The sequence below is a fragment of the Metabacillus niabensis genome (genome assembly GCF_902829255.1).
In the GTDB taxonomy this organism is placed as follows: domain Bacteria; phylum Bacillota; class Bacilli; order Bacillales; family Bacillaceae; genus Metabacillus; species Metabacillus niabensis.
In genome coordinates, this window is sequence record NZ_CADEPK010000032.1 from 1 (window position 1) to 21,413 (window position 21,413).

A 21,413-nucleotide genomic window follows, 5' to 3' on the forward strand; every position below is an offset into this window, starting at 1 on the left:
TTTGTAAACGATTGCTAAAATAATTTAATAAGGAATGCCTTTAACGGGAAGAAGGAGGAAGAATCATTGAAAATTATAGACTTAAAAACAAATCATATTACGAATCCAATTGGATTTCATTTAGAGAACAATCTTACATTTTCTTATAAAGTAACCGAGACGAGTAGTAAGCAACAAGTAGCAGCACAAATTCAAGTTGCCTTATCACCAGCTTTTGATGAGATAATTTACGACACCGAGAGAAATGAAAACCTTAACAGCTTAGCCCATCAATGTGAGCTTTCTCTTTTTCCACGTACAAGATATTATTGGCGTGTAAAAGTTTGGGGAGATAATGGAGACGTTGCAATAAGTGATGTTTCCTATTTTGAAACGGCGAAAATAAATGAAAAGTGGATTGGCAAGTGGATAACGCCAAACCTCGCACCTGATATACATCCTATTTTTGAGAAAAAAGTCCAGCTAGCAAAGGAGGTAGAAAATGCGCGAGTATACATCTGTGGATTAGGACTATATGAGATGTATATCAATGAAAAAAAGGTTGGTAATGAGTACTTAACACCATTTAATAACGACTATGATAATTGGTTGCAGTACCAAACATACGATATTACAGATAACTTTATTAACGGTGAAAATAAAGTGAATATTCTGTTGGGAAATGGCTGGTATAAAGGTAGATTAGGATTCGAGGGTGGACAAGTAAACATTTACGGTGACAAATTTGCATTATTAGCAGAAATTCATCTTTCTTATAAGGATGGGACTAAAGAGATTATTGCAACAGACACGTCATGGAAGGTATGGAAAAGTAAAGTAATAGAAAGTGAAATTTATGATGGTGAAGTCTATGATGACACATTCCTAGATTCAGTAGAGTATGGTGTTAGTGAAATAAATTTAGGTTATGAACGATTAACTGCTCGACTCAGCTTACCTGTTGTTATAAAAGAAAAAAGAAAACCACTTCAATTAATAAAAACACCTGCTGGAGAAACAGTTATTGATATGGGACAAAATATGGTTGGGTGGATACAGTTTAAAAACCGTCTTTCTAAGGGGGAAAAGGTTATCTTACAATTCGGGGAAATTCTTCAAGATGGAAACTTCTATCGAGATAATCTTCGTGAAGCAAAAGCAGAATTTATATACATTTCAGATGGACAAGAAAAAACGGTACGGCCTCATTTTACCTTCTATGGATTCCGTTATGTTAAAGTATGTGGCTGGCAAAGTGAATTAGATTTGCATGATTTTACAGGCTGTGTCATTTACTCTGATCTCGAACAAACTGGCTTTATAAAGACTAGTAACACATTAATAAATAAATTATTTGATAATGTTATGTGGAGCCAAAAGGGTAACTTCCTTGATATCCCTACAGACTGTCCACAAAGAGATGAACGCATGGGGTGGACTGGGGATGCACAGGTATTCTCCGGAACTGCTGCCTTTAATATGGACGTTTATTCTTTCTTTACGAAGTATGGATATGATTTATGGTTAGAGCAGAAAGAAAGAGATGGAGCAGTTCCAATGACAGTACCGGATATTCCCTCGCCTTTTAACCCAGAAAGTAGTTCAAGTGCTTGGGGGGATGCAGCGACGATTATTCCTTGGAATATGTACCTATTCTATGGTGATGACTCAATCTTAAAGCAACAGTTTGAAAGCATGAAAGCTTGGGTTGATTATATTAAACGGCTTGATGATACGTCAGGTGGGCATCGTTTATGGAAAAATGGTTTTCATTTTGGAGATTGGTTAGCTTTAGATGGAGAAAATCCAAAGCTACCGATGGGAAAGACAGATAACTTTTTTATCGCATCTGCTTTTTATTATTATTCAGCAGACATTGTTTCAAAAGCAGCGGGGGTATTAGGGAAACAAGAGATTGAGCGTGAATATCACCAATTAGCACAGGAGATTCGGCACGCAATCCAAAACGAATATATCTCTCCAAATGGGCGGATGACGATTGATACGCAAACAGCCTATGTACTAGCCTTATTTATGAACCTTGTACCTAATGAACAAAAACAGCGTGTAGCAGATGATTTAGCAAATCGGATTATAAAAGATAATAAACATTTAAAAACAGGGTTTGTCGGTACACCTTATCTCTGTCAGGTATTATCAGAGTATGGACATAATGATTTGGCATATACGCTACTGTTGAATGATGATTATCCTAGTTGGTTATATGCAGTTAAGCTAGGGGCAACTACCGTTTGGGAAAGATGGAATTCTGTATTACCAGATGGCAAGATGAATCCAGAAGGCATGAATTCACTTAATCATTATGCATATGGTTCGATTGTTGAGTGGATGTATCGATATATGGTAGGAATACAGCCGGATGAAACTGTACCTGGGTTTAAGCATGCTTTAATTGCTCCAAAACCTCATTGGAGAATGAAGTGGGCAAAGGGAACGTTGAATACAGCGTCAGGAACCTATCTTGTTTCTTGGCATATTCAAGACGATGGGTTATTAGATGTGAAGGTTGAAATTCCTTTTAACTCAACAGCAACACTAATTCTTCCTGATGCAAATAGTAGGCTTATTAGTGTCGAAGGTGATTTAGTAAATATGGAGCAGAATGGCTCAGAAGTGGTCGTTTCTTTAAATAGTGGAAGCTGGAATTTTACCTATTTACCTGATGCATCATATGTAAAGGTTTTTAATAGAAAATCTAAGTTAAAGGAATTACTAAATATACCTCCTATTAAAAATTATGTTTTGAACGAAATCCATGAAATTATGGCAATACCACCATATTTAATGAGTGAATATGAATTAAAGACATTAGAAGAAATATTGACTAAAAAAGGAGAATCGGAAGTTACTAAAGTAAGATTAGAAAAGATTGAAATGAAATTCAGACAAATCTTGAGCTAGAATACATACATTGGCACAAATTAAATAGTTAGTAAGAAAAATGCTATTTCAACAAATGAGGTAGCATTTTTTTGTTTAGGAGATTATAACTTTCTGAAATTGTAAATAAGCACATCGTCACCCTAGCTCACTAAGCTATTGTGATTTGTTTTTTAGGTGAGAAAGGTATTTTTGGCCACATTTATTAGTGCCTATTACTCCATATCGATCGGTTTAAAAAATAAGGAATCTTTGATTCAAGCAATTAATCGCTTTCATTTTGGTATTTCTTATGTTGAAAGCGATTGCTAAAATGAAGCTAAGATAAGCATTTCGTCCTAAGAATAATCAGGGTTTTAAGGAGAAATTTCATTCTATTGCATTAGGAATATCGAGGTATGAACATGGGGTCAAATTTGTGTTAATGGAGTGTGAGGTTATGGAAACTGTTAAAAAATATAATTTGTATTATGAAAGAACACAGAAAACGGAGCTAAAAAAGAGAGAGACAGCCTCATATATTGGTGGAGGATTAGGTAACTCGCTACTTTCTGGTCTTATCAACGTTTATCTAATGATTTATGCGACAGATGTATTTGGTGTATCAGCATTGGCTGTAGGGACAATCTTCTTTATTGCAAAGATTGTCGATGCGATATCAGATCCGATAGCAGGTATTATCGTTGATCGAACAAGAACACCATTTGGAAAATTTCGTCCATATTTAGTCGTAAGTAGTATTGCATGGGTGTTGTTAACAATCTTTCTTTTTAACGGACCAGATCTTTCTGACTCAGGGAAGTTCACCTATTTATTAGCAGTTTATATTTTATGGGGACTAGCCTTTACTTTTTTTGATGTTCCTTATTGGAGTTTTTCTACTGTTATGACTCAGGATGAAACAAAACGGACAAGATTAGTATCGATTGCCCGCGTATCGACGCTAGTTGGAATGATTTTACTAATGCTTGCTGGTGGGCCAATCGTAGCTTATATAGACGGAATTAATCCAGGAAGAGGATATTCTAACTTAGCAATTATTGCTTCAGTTTTGGCCTTGATAGTCATGCTGGTCATGGCATTTACTTGTAAGGAAAGGGTAAAATCAAGTAGTCAGGCGGTTAGTTTAAGAAGTACATTTTCTTATTTAAAAATGAATAGACCATTACAATTAACACTTTTATCTGCTTTTCTAGGATTATCGATGCCAATATCACAATCTCTATCTGTTTATTTTGCTGTTAATAATTTAGGAAATATATCATATATGGCAATGTTAAATATTCCTGCATTGCTAATTGTTCCATTAATACCGATGATCGTACCTGCTTTAACAAAACGATTTGAAAAGAAATATATTTTTCTAGCTTGTACAATTGCAAATGCAATCACCTTACTTATTTTATTTGTGGTTGGTTATGATCATTTACCATTTGTCTTTATTTTGAATGGAATCACCTTGTTTTTTGCCTTAATTAATTCTACGATTATTTCCTTGTTTATTGCAGATGCGATTGATTATGGTGAGTGGAAGACGGGAAATCGATTTGAAGCCATTTCATTTGCTGTCCAATCATTTACGAGTAAATGTCAGGGGGCGATCTCAGGTTTACTAGTCGGTTTCATCCTTACCTTTATAGGGTATCAAGCAGCTTCACAGAGTCAAACGCCTGAAACAGTTGATGGAATTTTCCTTGGCTTTACGGTGGTACCTGCGATAGTGGGGATTATTGCTGCAATACCTATTCTTTTCATCAAGTTTTCCGGGAAAGTTCGTGAAAGTGCTTTAGATGAAATAAAACAGAGAAGAACTAGTATAGATAACTAAATTGTTAAACCTACTTAGGGCTTACCCCTAAGTAGGTTATTTTCATTATAAAATATGTATGCTATAATTCCATGATTTAAGAAAGGGGAGATTTCAATGAATGGGGAAGAATTGCGAACATTTCTTGTATCAAATAATGAAAAACAAGCAGCTGAATGGGACTTGATAAAAAAAGAATTTAAACCAGTAACAATCGATATAAATGGTGAGCAAGTTTACGTGTTTGATATGATTTTTGATTTGACAATTACTCCAATTGAGGATCCGATCGGAATCTCTCAGCAATTGCCTTCTGCATATGTGCCAATGCATGTCCATCATTTTATTGAATTAATATATGTTTATCAAGGACAATGTACAGTTGCCTTTCAAAATAGAAAATTAACAATTTTTGAGGGAGAAATAGTCATAATTGATAAAAAGACACCACATGCGGTTGAAGGAATGACGGATACAGATATTGTGATAGATATTAAACTTAAGCATGATTATTTATCATCTAGCTTTCTTAGTAGATTTACGCAAAAAAGTATTATATCGCAGTTTTTAATCGATTCTTTAATTAACAATAGAAGTACGAATAATTATCTTTATTTTCCTTTTAAAGAACGCTCAAATATTGCTGGAATTATGGAGCATATTATGTGTGAGTATTTTGATAAAGACTTTTGCTCTGCAGATATGATTAACTCTTATTTATTCATATTATTTACTGAGTTAATTAGACATAGTAACAATACAAGTAGTATTAAACAAAGTGATTCAAAGCAGGATGCCATCGCTCTTAATTTTTTAAAATATATTGAAGACCATTATCAAAATTGTAATTTAACAGAGATGGCTGGTCATTTTAATTATCATCCAAACTATGCATCCTCTGTTCTAAAGAAAGCAACAGGAAAGTCTTTTAAGGATCTACTTCAGATTCAGAGATTAAACAAAGCAGCGTTATATTTAACAAACTCTAATCTTCCTGTAGCTGAAATCGCTGAGAAGGTCGGATACACGAGTTTGTCCTTCTTTTATAAAAAGTTTAATGAGATATTCCTGCAAACTCCAAAAGAGTATAGGGAAAAAAATCTTTAAAACAAGAGAAAAGTCCTTGATAAAAGCCGCCTTTATAGAGCGGTATTTCTTATTACCAGTATCTTTTATAAAGTAAACAAAAATATTTGAAATGAGCAATATTTCTCTTTCTTTTCAACATTAAATTAAATGAATGCGTTTGCTACAATGAACATTAATCGTATTATTTGAGGATGAAAAGGGAGTGTGAATAACATGAAATATGAATTTCCACCTAATTTTATTTGGGGTTCAGCAACAGCTGGACATCAGGTTGAAGGGAATAATGTGAATAGTGACTTCTGGGCAGAGGAGCATGCGGAAGGTTCACCATATAAAGATAAATCCGGAGATGCAATTGATCACTACCGCCTTTATAAAGAGGATATCGCCTTAATGGCTAGGCTAGGATTAAAGGCGTATCGATTTTCTATTGAGTGGTCAAGAATTGAGCCTGAAAAAGGTGAATACTCAAGTTCTGCTATCGAACATTATCGGGATGTATTAGAGACTTGTCGCGAATATGGAATTACACCAATCGTTGCGATGCATCATTTTTCTTCACCAAGATGGCTCATGAGGCTTGGGGGATGGGCAAATTCTGAGATAGCTAATCTTTTCGCTCAATATTGTGAGAGAGTATTTAGAGATTTAGGTCATTTAATTCCATATACGCTAACAATGAATGAAGTGAATTTACCTGTTATGTTAAGAGAGGTGTTTTCGAATATTGGATTTATTCCACCTGTAGGAATTGAAAGGGACGCATGGGTAGCCCCTAAATGGAGAGAATCAGCAGCAAGACTATGTGGTACAACAGCAGATAAATATTTTACCTTTCATATGATTTCAGACGATTCTTCTATTAAGCTATTAAAAGAGGCGCATATGAAGGCACGTGATGTTATTAAACGGACATCACCTAATACAAAAGTAGGTCTTTCGATGGCCCTGTCAGATATACAAGCGGTTCCAGGTGGGGAATCACTTGCAGAAAAGAAATGGCAAAGTTATTTCGGGCAATTCCAGGATGTGATTACTGGTGATGATTTCTTTGGATTGCAAAATTATACCCGTGAGACTTACGGTCCAGAAGGGCAGATAGCTCCACCTGAAGATGCAGAGCTTACACAAATGGGTTATGTATATTGTCCAGAGGCGCTTGGAAATGTAATTCGCAAGGTAAGCCAATCGATCAAGATGCCAATTATGATTACCGAGCACGGGATAGCAACAGAAAATGATGAAAGACGAGTAGAATTTATTAGAAGAGGTCTTGAAGGTGTTCATTCTTGCTTAAACGATGGCATTGATATTATCGGATATCTTCATTGGTCAACATTTGATAATTTTGAATGGAATTCCGGTTATGCTATGCAATTTGGTTTAATTGAGGTAGATAGAGTTACACAGGAAAGAAAATCAAAGGAAAGCGCTCATTATCTTGGACGCATCGCTCAGAAGAATTCAATAATTACGAGATAATATTTATAAACATGTTTGACTGTTGTACTAGTTACATAAAGTAGTAGTCTCATGTGTTATTGAAGAAAGAATCTAAACGAGAGGGGAAGCATATGACTCAATTAATAGTAGACTCGTTAACATGTGAGTATCGAAAAAATCCATTGGGTATTGATGTGAAGAAACCGCGGATAAGCTGGAAGGTGAAATCTAATTTACGCGGAACGATGCAAAAGGCTTATCAAATACAAGTAGCTAGTAATGAAAGCTTTACAGATATATTGTGGGATACAAAAATTGTCGCGTCTGATGATTCGATTCACATTGAATATGAAGGTCCTGATGTAAAACCAAGAACAAGGTATTATTACCGAGTGAAAATATGGGATAACTATGACAGGGAATCCCCATGGAGTAAGGTAGCTTGGTGGGAGTCAGGGCTTATTTACACATCTGAATGGAAGGCAAACTGGATCACACCTTCACCTGAAGAAATTGACCCTCATTCAGAACCAGCATTTTTGCTTAGAAAGAAATTTGCTTTGAGGAAAGGGATTGTTTCAGCCCGCCTGTATGGAACTGGAGTAGGTTTGTACGAATCATTCCTCAATGGTGCTCGTGTTGGTGATGATTTATTTAACCCGGGCTGGACGAGTTATCATAAGCGATTGCAATATCAAACTTATGATGTTACAGAACAATTGGTAGAAGGGCAAAATGCATTAGGGATTGTGCTGGCAGATGGTTGGTATAAAGGAACGCTTAGCTTCGAAAATAAGCGTCATGTGTATGGAGATAAAAGATCAGCTATCTTTCAGCTTTATGTTAAATATCAAGATGGTACAGAAGAGCTAATTACAACTGATCCTACTTGGAAAGCTTCTACTGGTCCGATATTATATTCGGAGATATACAATGGTGAAATATATGATGCGCGATTAGAGATAGAAGATTGGTGTCTTCCGAGCCTTGAAGAACAGAATTGGAAACATACAGTGAAGGTGAATTTACCAGTAGAAAATTTGGTTGCACAGGAAAATTGGCCAACCCGTGTGACTGAAGTGATAAAGCCGGTTGATACATTTGTCACTCCAAATGGTGAAACGGTCATTGATATGGGACAAAACATGGTTGGCCGGATAAGATTTAAAGTGAATGCGCCAAAAGGAACAAGAATTTGTTTAAAACATGGAGAAGTGCTTGATAAAGAAGGAAATATTTACTTCGGAAACTTAGGAAAAGCCGAGCAGAAGGTAGAGTATATTACAAAGGGAGTAGCTGGAGAGGAATATGCTCCTCATTTTACTTATCACGGCTTTCGTTATGTAAGAGTTGAAGGATATCCAGGACAAGAAAATGGTTTGCCATTAGACAATTTTGTTGGGGAAGTCATCCACTCAGATATGGAGCCAACAGGGGAGTTTGAATGTTCTCAACCATTGATTAATCAATTACAGAAAAATATTGTCTGGGGGCAACGGGGAAATTTTCTTGATTTGCCAACAGACTGCCCTCAGCGTAATGAAAGATTAGGCTGGACAGGCGATGCTCAAGTTTTTATTGAGACAGCAGTTTTTAATTATCATTGTGGTCCATTTTTTACAAAGTGGCTTCGTGATTTGAAGGCTGATCAGCTAGAAGATGGAAATGTTCCAATTGTTATTCCAGCTGTTGTTGCTGGAGTGGGCTCAGCTGCATGGGGAGATGCTGCAACGATCGTCCCATGGACATTATACCAAACCTATGGGGATAAGCGTTTGCTTTCTGAACAATACGAGAGCATGAAGGCATGGGTAGAATTTATTCGTAGACAAGGCAAAAGTGAATATCTTTGGAATAGCGGATTTCATTTTGGTGATTGGTTAGCCCTTGATGCAAAGGAAAACAGCTTTGTTGGAGCTACACCAAAAGATTTTATTGCGACCGTTTTTTATGCTTACTCAACAAGAATTGTAAGGGATACTGCAAAGATTCTTGGGAATTTTGCTGATGTGCAAGAATATAGTCTCTTATTGGATAAGATTATTGAGCATTTTAATCAAGAATTTGTTACACCTTCAGGAAGATTGGTGTCGCCAACGCAAACTGCACATGTCATTGCACTTATGTTTGATGTTGTGAAGGGAGAAGCAAAGGATAGAACAGCTTTTGAATTAAATGAGCTAATCATTCAAAATGATTATCACCTTACAACAGGCTTTGTCGGAACTCCTTATTTATGCTTGGCTTTATCAAAGGGTGGCTATCATGAAACAGCGGTAAAATTACTAATGCAGGAAAGCTATCCGTCATGGCTTTACGCGATTAAAAAAGGTGCTACTACAATATGGGAGCATTGGGACAGTATCAAAGAGGATGGTTCATTTTGGAGTGACCAGATGAACTCATTTAATCATTATGCATACGGGTCCATCGGGAATTGGTTGTACAAAAACGTGGCAGGGATTGATATGGATAATGCTGCTCCTGCATATAAACGAATCCGAATTGAACCGAAATTTGCTGGAATTGAATTGACCTTTGCAAAAGCAAGCTATGATACGATGTATGGAAAAATCTTATCCTCATGGACACTTACTGATGCAGAGGTAAAAATAGATCTTGAAATTCCGCCTAATACGACAGCAGAGGTCATTCTCCCTTATGCAACAATATCAGATGTTTTTGAAAGTGAGAACTTACTAATAAATGCTACAGACATCAGTTCTTATTTTGAGAAAGAAGATGGTGTTCATTTAACAATTGGGTCTGGAGTATATTGTTTTAAATACCGTAACAAGCATGGGTTGAAGCAAACTTTTTCAGAAGAAACAAGAGTTATTGATCTTCTCAATCAAAAGGAAACGCATGAGGTAATTGAGAGGTATGCACCAGGAATATCAAAACCACCAGCAATTTTTGCATTAAAAACCGAGAAATTAAGAGATTTACCAAAACATCCTGAGTCTAACCTTACAAATGGAATGGTAAAAGAGCTCATTGAGGATTTAAATAAAATAAACTGGTAATTTCGTTATCAAAATATAGCGAGAGGGTGACTCAAATGGGTCTGCCTCCTCTAATAAACACATTATATATTGAACTAACCTCATTACTAGTCTATATATTGTGTTTTAGGGGTCTGAACCTTTGGTTTGAGACACCCTCTTCTCTTTGCTACTTTTTATTTCCAGTTTCGTTTTAGCTTAAATAATTCTTGAATATAGCCATAGACAGAAACAGGTGACATAATCATTTGATAAAAAAGGATAAATAAGATGAAACCAACGAAATTTTTACGAATTCTAAGCTGTAAACGATTAAATACATAATTTCTCTGATAGAAATAGAGAATACTATAGCTAATAAGTGTCAAAGGGAGGACAAGCAATGTCATGGGACCAACGATTATGAAGTTTCCACAAAAAGCCAATATTAAACCAGGAATCCAACATAATGTGTAGGTTATGTCTAGATACGGCATAATGAAATTGATACCTGTTAAATATTTGACATATAGTTGCGGTTGCTGCCAAGGTTTAATTTCCTTCAAGCCTTCAACCATACCTCTTGCCCAGCGTGCTCGCTGTCGGACAAAATGTTTAAATGAGTTTGGTACCTCTGTAAAAGAAACAGCTAATGGTTCGAAATAAACCTTCCAATGCTTTTGAAGCAGGCGCCAGGTTAAGACAATATCCTCTCCTATTGCATCTGGCCATCCCCCGATTTCCTTTAAACATTTTGTTTTATATAAACTATATGCCCCTTGAGCTACTAAAGTACCTTGGTACAAGCCTTGAAGTCTTTTAATAGAAGCGATTCCTAAAAAATAATCCCATTCTTGAATTTTAGTCAATAAGTTATCTCGACTATTCTTCGTTAATACAGAACCAGCAACAGCACAAACTTCTTCAGAACTAGAGTTCATTCGAGCTACAAGAAAGCGTATTGAAGATGGGTGTAATAATGTATCAGCATCGATTGTAATAACATAAGATGTTTCTACAAAATTTAATCCATAATTTAAAGCGTGAAATTTCCCCGGCTTATCTTCTTGCAATAATTCAATTTCTAATTTTAAATCCTTCTTAGCTTTTAAAACTTCGTTAACTGTTTGATCAGATGAACGATTATTAATTACGATTGTTTTAATATTTCCTGTATAATCTTGGTTGTCTATATATCGAAGTGTTTGAAATATTTTATCCTCTTCATTATGAGCAGCAATTAGTATTGTAATTGTATCAGTAGGTTTTTCGTTTTTAAAGTGAGGTTGACGATCTAGGATTAAACTCATTATTAAAAAGGCATTCATATATCCGGGGAGATACGATATTCCTGCGATGATAAGGATTGCGACCTGAAAAGAAACGGCTTCTGTTAGATCTTTCAACCATGGTAATGCAAGATAAATTGAGAGGCATATCCATATTAGAGAGAAAAGATGACTTAGCCAAAACTTCATTTTTATTGGTATGTAGTAATTACTTCTTTTCGTTTTTTTCTGCGAATTCACTTGTTTAAAACTAGATTTCATAGTATGTTTACCTTTCAAAGTGAGACATTGTAACATACAAAAGACATCATTTATTTAGACTCTTTTCTAAAATATTGTTATTTTTATGCGAGATTTTGTAAAGGTTGATTGGAGCATAATTCAGTGACTCCTGCTTTGCTACGTGCCTAAGAAGGTGCTAACACCGAGGAGCTTTACAGGTCACCTGTGGTAAGCTCACCGTACCGCACGATGTAATCACTAAAACGACTATATGACGCGAAGCTTATATATTATTATGAGTTGATAATAAAAGAAATATTACATGACGTTTGTCTTTAAATGAAGGGAATTGGGGATTGTTGGTTGAACGGATTTCCAATACCTTTATTATTCTAGCTATTTTATTTTCACGAACAAAATAAGTACAAAAGGACGATAAAAAGTTATAGTCAATCTACGAATTGTTTAGTTAGAATAATAATATATTTTTTAGATAGAAACTATGCTTCAAAACATAAATAGGGGGAAGTCTTTTGAGAGATATCGAGACTATTAAGCATGAAATAGGTGAGTTTTCAAAGGCTAAGGAAATTCTTTCATATCGTGAAGTTGAAGAGCTTGCAAATATATTATTTGAAGATGAAGTCATTATGAACATTACAATTGGTGGTGTTGATGGAAATAAAGGGTTAGTAGTTGAAACTATTGAACGATTGTTATTTGTTTATTACAATGAGATATTTCAAGTAAAGGTTTTAGCCTTTTCTTTAGATGATTTAGAATATATTCATTTGAAACAGCAAAATCTTCATGTTGCAATGGAGCTTTTTTTCTCTGAAACGAAAATTGAACTAACCGATTTACCACCTGATGATGCTAATGACATAAAGGAAGAACTTACGAGTCAGATTGATTACAATCTATCTAACAAAAAGGGAAAATTTCAAAAAAAGCAGTATGGATTTCTTAAATTTATTGTTTTGGCTGGAATAGCTGTACTCGCAGGATATTTAGCAGGACCACATTTTAATGTAGTGACCGTGTACGATCAGGGGTTATCTGAGGCGCTAACACAACAAGAGGGAGAGAAGCAGTATCAATTAGCCTTTTCCGATTTTGAATTCGATGTAGGTGAATACGGCTCAACTGTAAGAGGAACGATAACAAATCAATCTGATAAAGTTTACCGCTATATAAATATTGATATTCAATATTACAATCGAAAGGGAGCAATTGTCGAAAGCCAAATTGAAACAGCGCTTGATTTAAAGCCGGGAAAGTCGTGGCATTTTGAATCAATGCCTATTAGTGAATATGCTAAGGATTTTGAAATTGCTGGAGTATATGCTGAGGAAGCTAAAACTGAAGTGGACGGATAAATAAAAAGGGTGACTCAAAAGGGTCTGACCTCCTGGTTTTGAGACACCCTCCTTACGTTATAAATATCATTCAAATGGATACTTTAATCCCCATTGACCACGGACAGTATCAAGTATTTTCATAATTCCTATAGATTCCTCTAAAGGAATCGTTGTGCTTTCAATTAGACCATTAAGCAAGCATCGACCTACTTCTTCAGCCTCAAACGTATAACCGTGTGATTTTCGGTCATCTGTATAGTGAATGGCTTCCTCATTGTTTACATGTAGAGTCGCTGTTTTTGCATTTAAGAAGGAAGGAATATGAATATATCCATTTGTACCAAAAATATAAGCTTCATTTGTTAAGCCAAGGCGAACCGCTCCATTTAAGCTTGCAGTTTTCCCTGATGGATAAGAGAGAATGATAGAGAATTGTTCATCAACACCAGTTTCACCAATATAAGCTGTACTCAAGATTTTCTCCGGATTCGAGCCAAAAACCATTGAAGCAAAGGAAACAGGATATATTCCTGCATCTAGTAATGCCCCACCACCGAGGTCAGGATTTAATAGCCGATGCTTTGGGTCCCAATTCATTCTAAAACCAAAATCTGCCTTTACAAGTCCTACTTCACCGATTTTACCGGCTTGTAGCCATTCATTAACTTTACGAATAGGTGGGAGAAAGCGAGTCCACATTCCTTCCATAAGAAATAGCTTATTTGCCCTTGCATAGTGTACTAATTCTTCAAGCTCAGCTGCATTCATTGTGAATGGCTTTTCACAAAGAACAGCCTTTCCTGCGTGTAAGCACGTGAGAACATTTTCCTTATGAAATGGATGTGGTGTCGCAACATAAATCGCATCAACCTCTGGATCTTGTGCAAGCTCCTCATAGCTACCATAGAAATGAGAAATCTTATGTGTTTCAGCAAAAGTAGAAGCGCTTTCTTTTGTGCGTGAGCCAACCGCATAAGCTATGCCATTGCTAGCATGAGCTAAATCCTCAGTAAATTGTTTTGCTATCCAGCCAGTGCCTAGAATTCCCCATTTTATTTGATTCTTTTCCATTTTCTCCACTCCTTCTATTTTGTTGATTCTATCTACACACTACCATAGATTGAATACTACGTGTAAAGGAATTACATTTCAAGTTATATTTACTAAGTAAATAGATGGATATGGGCTTAAATTTAAATCATTGTGAAATGCTTTTGTTCAACTAATTTGTTTTCATAGTCTTATTGATAGTATAAAACATAATGCTGTTATCCATAATGGTTAACGATTGATACAAGAGAGGCTGTGTCAGATATGAACCATTATGCATCAGTTACGATAGAGTTAATATCAGGATTAGTCATATTATTTATTATCACGAAAATATTAGGGAAAACACAATTCTCGCAAATTACACCATTTGATTTTATTTCAGCTCTCGTTTTAGGGGAGTTAGTTGGCAACGCTATTTATGACCATAATACGAAGCTCCGTGAAATTGTTTTTGCTGCAATTATATGGGGATTACTCATATACCTAATTGAATTTATTACACAAAAATTCACAAAAGCAAGAAGACTCTTAGAAGGGGAAACGAGTATTGTCATTAATAAAGGAAAAATAAATTATCATGTCCTTAAGAAAAGCAGGATGGACATAAATCAATTGCAAAGCCTATTAAGACAGCAAGGCTATTTTTCAATTAAGGAAGTGGAATATGCAATTTTGGAAACAAATGGGCTTGTAAGTGTCCTGCCGAAAGCGGAATTTGACACTCCTAAAGTAGGTGATTTCGGGCTCCCATTAAAGCCAGTCCATATAACAGTTACGTTAATCCTTGATGGAGAAATAGTGTACAATAATTTGAAGAAATATGGTCTTAAAGAAAAGTGGCTCATGGATGAACTAGCTAAGCAAGGAATTTCTGATTATAAAAACGTTCTATATGCGGAATGGAAAGAAAATGAGGATGTATACGCGATTGAATATGACCATAAAACGAGTTGAATATCATGATCCTTACACTTTAAAAGGTAAGGATTTTTTTGTTTTCAACAAATACATAAGATGAGGATTTTAACTTCCTCTTTATTTATAGTCTAGTTGGAAAGGTATAATTTGGTTTGCGCTTGAAGAGAATAAAATGGTAAATACTGATTATTTCTATCATAGTTGGTGATTGTTCATGAGAAAGAGGTACGAAAAATTATTAGCAATTGAAAACGAAAAAGGTCAAGAGGCAAAGAAAAATAGCCAAGAAGCAAATAGAAAAAGCGAGAATGATACTGGAACGGAAAAGAAAAATGAAAACTCGCTTTCAAATCAATTAATAGATATAAGTACCTCGAATGATTTTAAACAACTCACTTTAGATTTCGATTCATGCTCGTTTTGTATAGGATACTATACAACATTAGTTGATAAGGAAATTATTCATCGTGATATTTTTCCGTATTTAAAGGCAAGTGATTCAATTTCTGCTTTGCCGTTAGTGCTACCAATCGAAAAGGTAATCGTGACAACAGATTTATCAAAAATTAAGGAGAACCTTTTAAAAGGATTTATCTTAATTTACGAAAAAAACAAGGAAACTGAAGTATGTCTTGTAAAAGCAAGTGTAGAAAATACAAGACAGGTTTCTCTTCCCGAGGTTGAGTTTAGTGTAGTTGGACCTAAAGAGGCATTTGTTGAATCATTGGATACGAATATTAATCTTGTTCGAAAGAGATTGCCGATTCCTGAATTGGTGGCAAAGGACATTATCGTTGGGAAATTATCGAAAACGAAGGTTTCTGTACTTTTCATTGATGGAATTGCTAATCAGGAGAATGTTAATACCGTGATCCAACGTTTATCAACGTTAGATTTTGACCAAATCAATGATAGCTCAATTATTACACAATTAATTCAAGATAATCAAAATTCACCATTTCCCCAACTTATTGATACGGAAAGACCAGATCGTATTGCTGCTGCATTAGGGGAGGGGAAGGTTGCGATTTTAGTTGATGGTGCACCACATGGATTAATTGGACCTACTACTCTTTTTGAATTTTTTTCAGCCTTTGAGGATTACTTTTTAAATTGGACGGTTGCTTCATTTTTCCGTTTGGTCCGCTTTTTTGCTGTATTATTTTCAATTTTAATTACACCTATTTATGTCGCTGTTATTACGTATCATTATGAATTAATTCCAAAGGATTTAGTTAATACACTTGTCATCTCACGTAGTGGTATTCCTTTACCACCAATTTTAGAGGCGCTAATTTTAGAATTAGCAATTGAATTGCTCAGAGAGGCTGGAGCTAGACTACCAACAAAGGTAGGTCAAACGATCGGTATCGTGGGTGGTATCGTAATAGGAACTGCTTCCGTTGAGGCAGGCTTAACTAGTAATGTTTTATTAATTATCGTCGCGCTTGCAGCTTTAGCTTCTTTTACAACTCCGGTATATCAAATGGGTAATACGATTCGCTTAATTCGTTTTCCATTTTTATTTATGGCTCATATTATCGGTCTTTTAGGAGTTGCGATTAGCTTTTGTTGCTTGCTCATTCATTTATTAAAATTGACTTCATTAGGAAGACCGTTCCTAGAACCATTTTATCCGCCAAGAATGAAAGATTTAAAGGATTCTCTTATTCGTTTACCATTTTCCTTCCAGTCAAAGCGGCCAATCCAAGAACAAACTGAAAAAACAGATCGCTTTAGTGCAAAAAAGGCAAAAAAGAAGAAGGAGCAAGCAAAAAAGAAGCATGGATTTTAGGAGGGGTTACGAATGGAAAAAAAGAAATTGCAAATTTCTCATTTCCTTGTTTTTTCAATCATTCATTCGATCCAATTGGGTGTTGGAGTTTTTGGCTTTCAACGGATTATTATGGAGTCAGCGGGTAATGATGCATGGGTTGCTGTCATCACTGCAGCTTTATTGATGAATCTGATTATCTGGTTTATGTATGTGCTCTTAAACAGGCATAAGAAAGACCTAGTGGACATCCATAAAGAATTGTTTGGAAAATGGATTGGCGGTTTTTTTAGCCTAATCTGGGTTGCTTATTGGATATTAATCGCGATTACAGTCCTTCGTACGTATTTAGAGGTAGTACAAGTGTGGGTTTATCCAACGATTAATATTTTGATATTTAGTCTTTTCATGCTTGGACTTACTTATTATTGTGTGACAGGAGGATTTCGAATTGTTGCGGGGATAAGCTTTTTAGGGATAGTTATTCCGTTTTATATTTTCTTTACCTTTCTTTTTCCATTAGAATATACGAATTTTCGAAATTTCCTTCCATTCTTTAACCATTCGATTAGTGATTTAGCGATTGCTACAAAGGATATGATTTTAACGTATATTGGACCTTCAACATTGCTAATGTTTTATCCGTATATAAAAAACCCGGAAAAATCGCAAAAATGGGCACATTTAGGAAATTTTATTTCATTAACTTTATATTTATACATTTTAATCATTTCAATCGGTTTTTTTAGTGAAAAGCAAGTAAGTCAGCATATTTGGGCGACATTGTCGATGTGGAAAATAGTTGAACTTCCATTTGTTGAGAGGATTGAATATATCGGAATTACTTCATGGATTTTAATTATTCTTCCTAACCTTTGTATGTCTGTTTGGGCATCAAAGAAAGGGATTGAAAAAATTTTTAATCTAAAATCTAAAACGGCAATTATTCTTATTTTGCTTATCGTTCTTCTTTCAACAGTTCTTATTCGAGGCAGGGAAGCTGTACAATTCATCAATACATATATAGGGGACTTTGCTTTATATATTGTTTTTCTTTATTTACCTTTCCTTGCGATTTTGTCTTTCATTATAACAAAGGTTAGGGGGACAAAGGGTGCAAAAAGTTAAAAAAGCTGTTCTGCCGCTTCTTGTAGTATTTATGCTATCAGGATGTATGAATATTGAGAAAAGAGTATTAGACGATATTCAATTGGCTACTGCTTTAGGGTATGAATATATTGATAAAGATACGTTTGAAACTACTGTTGTCTTCCCTAATTTTCAGCCAGATAAGTCTGTGAAAAATGAAACAATTACAGCGAAATCGGTTCTTACTCGGGAAATTCGTGATTTGCAAAGCTTGCAATCAGATAAGCCATTTGTTAGTGGGAAAATTGAGGTAACCTTGTTTGAACGGAAAACTGCAGAACGTGGTTTAGCAAATTTGTTGGATGCACTTGAACGGGACCCGTCAGTTGGTGCTAAAGTTTATTTAGGTATTCTTGAAGGAAGTCCGAGGGATTTTTTAAGCAAGCAATATGGAAATGCGGACAATGGTATTTATTTATCTAATTTAATTGAACAAAACATTGAATCAGGATTAATTCATAAGACAAATCTTCATCAATTTATGTACAAGCTCTATGCAGAGGGGATTGATCCTGTCCTGCCAATTCTTGAACAAAAGGAAGGGAATGCAAATTTAAAGGCGTTAGGACTATTTAAAAATGACAAATTGGTTGATGAAATAAAACCAGATCAATTTTTTATTTTTAAAATTTTGTTAGAGCGGAGAAGTCAGCGTGATTCATATGCGATCCAATTTAAAAATAAAGGTAAAGCCTCAATATATAATATTAAAGCAACAAGGAAGTTTGAGATCCCGAAGCCTATGACGAGCTCCGATATTAATATAAATATAAAAATTAGATCCATCCTTTTAGAATATCAGAATGGTTCATTATCAAAAGCAAAAATGACGATGCTGGAAAAGGAAATGGAGAAAGAATTTAAAAAAGCAGCAGAAGATATGATGAAGGAATTTCAAGAAAAGGAAATCGATCCTTTAGGAATAGGGGAACAAGTTCGAACTCGTTCACGAAACTGGGATATGAAAAAGTGGAAAGACATCTATCCTACAATAAAACTAAACGTAAATGGTGATGTGGAATTATTAGAATCAGGAGTCATCCAATAAAGAATGTAATAAGGTGAATTTAAACATACTATGAGTTGAATATAGAAATACTTTCCTTTTACAAAGTTGTTGATAAACATAAGGAGGTAGCATAATGGCTTTTCACACACCACAAAAAATTGCACAGATGACAATAGATGCTGGACTTAGGAAATCGAATCTTCCACTTAGATCTATGTTGATTTTAGGATTTTTAGGTGGAGCATTTATATCGCTAGGATATTTGTTAGATATAAGAGTTACGGCAAGCTTACCTGAAGAATGGGGTTCATTTAATGGGTTTATAGGTGCGAGCGTTTTCCCTTTAGGCCTTATTCTTATTATTTTAGCTGGCGGGGAACTGTTGACAGGAAATATGATGTCCGTCTCAATGGCGTTTCTAGCAAAAAAGATTCCTTTGCAAAAGCTTCTAATAAATTGGTTTTGGATTACGATTGCGAATTTTATTGGTGCTGTATTTGTCGCTTATATTTTTGGACATATCGTTGGCTTAACTGAATCAGGTCCGAATTTGAATCAAACCGTTGAATTTGCAAGGGCAAAAATTGATCATACCTTTCTTCAAGCCTTTTTCTCGGCAATTGGCTGTAATTGGTTAGTCGGGTTAGCTGTATGGCTTTCATATGGTTCAGAGGAAATGAGCGGGAAGATACTTGCGATTTGGTTTCCGATAATGGGGTTTGTAGCGATAGGATTTCAGCATATCGTTGCAAATATGTTCGTCATTCCGGCAGCAATCTTTATAGGACAAGCAACCTGGACTGAGTTCCTCGGAAATTTTGTCCCTGTATTTCTTGGCAATGCAGTGGGAGGAAGCATTTTTGTTTCTTGCTTTTATTGGCTAGCGTATTCTGGGGAATTGCCACCATCAGCGAATAATAATGAGAGACAAGTACGAAGTAACCAAGATTAATGGTGGAATAAAATTATTTAAAATCTCATCGAGTATAGAGCCTTCTTTATATTGAAAAAAGGAACATATGTTCGTATAATATAAGGAGAGGTGAGCTTCATGGATAACTATGAGATTATGTTAACGATGAAAAAGTCAACGATATCTGGGAAGGGATATACAGAAGTGCAAGTGATGGATTTCAGTAGAGGACGGATTTGGTACATTAATTTCCATCAGCTTGAAAATGAACCACTACCAGAATCATTGCGTGAATTTGTCAGGAAAAATAGCAAAAAGATACTTGAAGGAAGCTGGCATTATAACCATTTAAGTAGGAAAAAGCGATAAATGTAGCACAACAAAAGGGTCAAGCCATTTAACAATATACTTGCTTGTACTTGATATTGCAGTCGGCAGACCCCTGTTTTATTTTCATAAATTATTTCTTAGTATTTAGATATTGACGGATTTTATCAACTGCTTCATCAATATTGTTCGCCTTAATGGTTACGATGTGATCAGCACGATATTGTTTAGTTGAATGTTCATATAATGGGTCATAATAATATTCCAGTAAATATCGAACTGCAGAATCATAGTTTTTTAATTCTAAATCTGTTTGTATTTGTTTCGCAATCGGTGTATGAATACGTCGTTTAATTCGAAGGAAAGCACTTATACATTCTTCCTGATGCTCCCATGGTTGATAGTCCTCTAAAATATGTTTTACTCTTTCCTCAATTGGCATTTCAATTAATAATTGAGTTCCACTTTCTTTTTTGTCGATAATAAAGTCTGGAATCATCACTTTTCCAATTCGCTTGCTTTCACCTTCAAATAAAATATAAGGTGAGCATTTAAGTCTCTCAAGCTCTTCGAGAAGCAAAGCGTCAAATGTTTTTTGGTTATGTGGGGTTAAACCGATTTGTCCAAATATCGATCCTCTATGCTTTGCAAGGCCTTCTAAATCAATTGTAGGATAGCCTTCGTTAGCTAAACGATGGAGGATTGTTGTTTTTCCTGAGCCTGTATTGCCGTTTAATACAAAAGCATCAGAAGTTATTTGAAATGAGTGAAGCTTCTCTACTACTGAATTTCGGTAATTTCGGTAGCCACCCTCTAAGCGGAATACCTCGATTCCCATTAACGAAAGTACTGTTGCAGAAGTTCGGCTTCGCATTCCTCCACGCCAACAAAAAACTGCTTTTTTGCCTTTAATTTTGGAAAATTCCTTAACGAAAGCAGGTAATTTAGCTGAGATGATTTCCAAGCCTCTTTCCTTAGCAGCCTGAGGATTGACTTGCTTGTAAATCGTTCCAATTTCAGCTCGTTCCTCGTCATTAAAGAACGGAATATTCATACTACCTGGAATCGTAGAATCAAGAAATTCTGATGGTGATCTCACATCGATAACAGTAAGGTCCCCTTTATTTTTTAATGCGATAAGTTCCGTAACAGATATGTCCTTAAACACTTTATGTTCCACCTTTCTGTCTTAACA

General features: G+C 35.4%; 15 protein-coding genes. 12 read left to right on the top strand and 3 right to left on the bottom strand.

Features of this window, described 5'->3' with window-relative positions; translation table 11 throughout:
• Positions 1 to 66: 66 nt before the first annotated feature.
• From HU235_RS05770 to HU235_RS05790, 5 genes are all read left to right on the top strand, one after another.
• Positions 67 to 2,901, top strand: coding sequence for an alpha-L-rhamnosidase (locus HU235_RS05770; RefSeq protein WP_174879585.1), 2,835 nt, complete (start codon positions 67 to 69; stop codon positions 2,899 to 2,901).
• Positions 2,902 to 3,319: 418 nt separating this feature from the next.
• Positions 3,320 to 4,708 (top strand): MFS transporter, encoded by a 1,389-nt coding sequence (locus HU235_RS05775; protein WP_174879586.1) that lies wholly within the window; start codon positions 3,320 to 3,322, stop codon positions 4,706 to 4,708.
• Between the two features lie 96 nt (positions 4,709 to 4,804).
• Positions 4,805 to 5,794 carry an AraC family transcriptional regulator gene (locus tag HU235_RS05780; RefSeq protein WP_095298500.1) on the top strand — a complete coding sequence of 330 codons (990 nt, stop codon included), beginning with the start codon at positions 4,805 to 4,807 and terminating at the stop codon, positions 5,792 to 5,794.
• A 195-nt stretch (positions 5,795 to 5,989) separates the two neighbouring features.
• Positions 5,990 to 7,258, top strand: a complete 1,269-nt coding sequence (locus HU235_RS05785; protein WP_174879587.1) for a glycoside hydrolase family 1 protein — start codon at positions 5,990 to 5,992, stop codon at positions 7,256 to 7,258.
• 92 nt (positions 7,259 to 7,350) lie between these two features.
• On the top strand, positions 7,351 to 10,245 hold the full coding sequence (locus HU235_RS05790) for an alpha-L-rhamnosidase (RefSeq protein WP_174879588.1): 2,895 nt from the start codon (positions 7,351 to 7,353) through the stop codon (positions 10,243 to 10,245).
• 155 nt (positions 10,246 to 10,400) lie between these two features.
• Here the strand turns inward: HU235_RS05790 and HU235_RS05795 are convergent, their stop codons facing one another.
• Positions 10,401 to 11,753: a glycosyltransferase family 2 protein gene (locus HU235_RS05795; RefSeq protein WP_174879589.1), complete on the bottom strand. Its 1,353-nt coding sequence runs from the start codon at positions 11,751 to 11,753 to the stop codon at positions 10,401 to 10,403.
• A gap of 494 nt (positions 11,754 to 12,247) precedes the next feature.
• Here HU235_RS05795 and HU235_RS05800 point away from each other — a divergent pair, with 494 nt between their 5' ends.
• A complete protein-coding gene (locus HU235_RS05800) occupies positions 12,248 to 13,093 on the top strand; it encodes an FxLYD domain-containing protein (protein WP_174879590.1) in 846 nt (281 codons plus the stop codon).
• A gap of 66 nt (positions 13,094 to 13,159) precedes the next feature.
• On the opposite strand, the gene HU235_RS05805 is transcribed toward HU235_RS05800, so the two are convergent.
• Positions 13,160 to 14,146 (bottom strand): Gfo/Idh/MocA family protein, encoded by a 987-nt coding sequence (locus HU235_RS05805; protein ID WP_174879591.1) that lies wholly within the window; start codon positions 14,144 to 14,146, stop codon positions 13,160 to 13,162.
• 243 nt (positions 14,147 to 14,389) lie between these two features.
• On the opposite strand from HU235_RS05805, the gene HU235_RS05810 reads away from it, so the two are divergent.
• The 6 genes from HU235_RS05810 to HU235_RS05835 all read left to right on the top strand — a co-directional run bounded on the left by HU235_RS05810 (position 14,390) and on the right by HU235_RS05835 (position 20,260).
• Entirely contained in the window at positions 14,390 to 15,082 is a 693-nt protein-coding gene (locus tag HU235_RS05810) for a DUF421 domain-containing protein (RefSeq protein WP_095298510.1), read from the top strand.
• 178 nt (positions 15,083 to 15,260) lie between these two features.
• Entirely contained in the window at positions 15,261 to 16,841 is a 1,581-nt protein-coding gene (locus tag HU235_RS05815) for a spore germination protein (RefSeq protein WP_174879592.1), read from the top strand.
• A 12-nt stretch (positions 16,842 to 16,853) separates the two neighbouring features.
• Complete coding sequence (locus tag HU235_RS05820; RefSeq protein WP_174879593.1) at positions 16,854 to 17,948, top strand: GerAB/ArcD/ProY family transporter; 1,095 nt, start codon at positions 16,854 to 16,856, stop codon at positions 17,946 to 17,948.
• A complete protein-coding gene (locus tag HU235_RS05825; protein WP_174879594.1) occupies positions 17,935 to 19,017 on the top strand; it encodes a Ger(x)C family spore germination protein in 1,083 nt (360 codons plus the stop codon). Before HU235_RS05820 ends, HU235_RS05825 begins: the two co-directional genes overlap by 14 nt.
• Before the next feature lie 94 nt (positions 19,018 to 19,111).
• The gene (locus HU235_RS05830; protein WP_174879595.1) at positions 19,112 to 19,930 is read left to right on the top strand and encodes a formate/nitrite transporter family protein; all 819 of its coding nucleotides are present in this window, start codon (positions 19,112 to 19,114) and stop codon (positions 19,928 to 19,930) included.
• 99 nt (positions 19,931 to 20,029) lie between these two features.
• Complete coding sequence (locus tag HU235_RS05835; protein ID WP_095298517.1) at positions 20,030 to 20,260, top strand: hypothetical protein; 231 nt, start codon at positions 20,030 to 20,032, stop codon at positions 20,258 to 20,260.
• Positions 20,261 to 20,351: 91 nt separating this feature from the next.
• Here the strand turns inward: HU235_RS05835 and mnmH are convergent, their stop codons facing one another.
• The gene (gene mnmH, locus HU235_RS05840; protein ID WP_095298519.1) at positions 20,352 to 21,386 is read right to left on the bottom strand and encodes a tRNA 2-selenouridine(34) synthase MnmH; all 1,035 of its coding nucleotides are present in this window, start codon (positions 21,384 to 21,386) and stop codon (positions 20,352 to 20,354) included.
• Positions 21,387 to 21,413 lie beyond the last annotated feature (27 nt).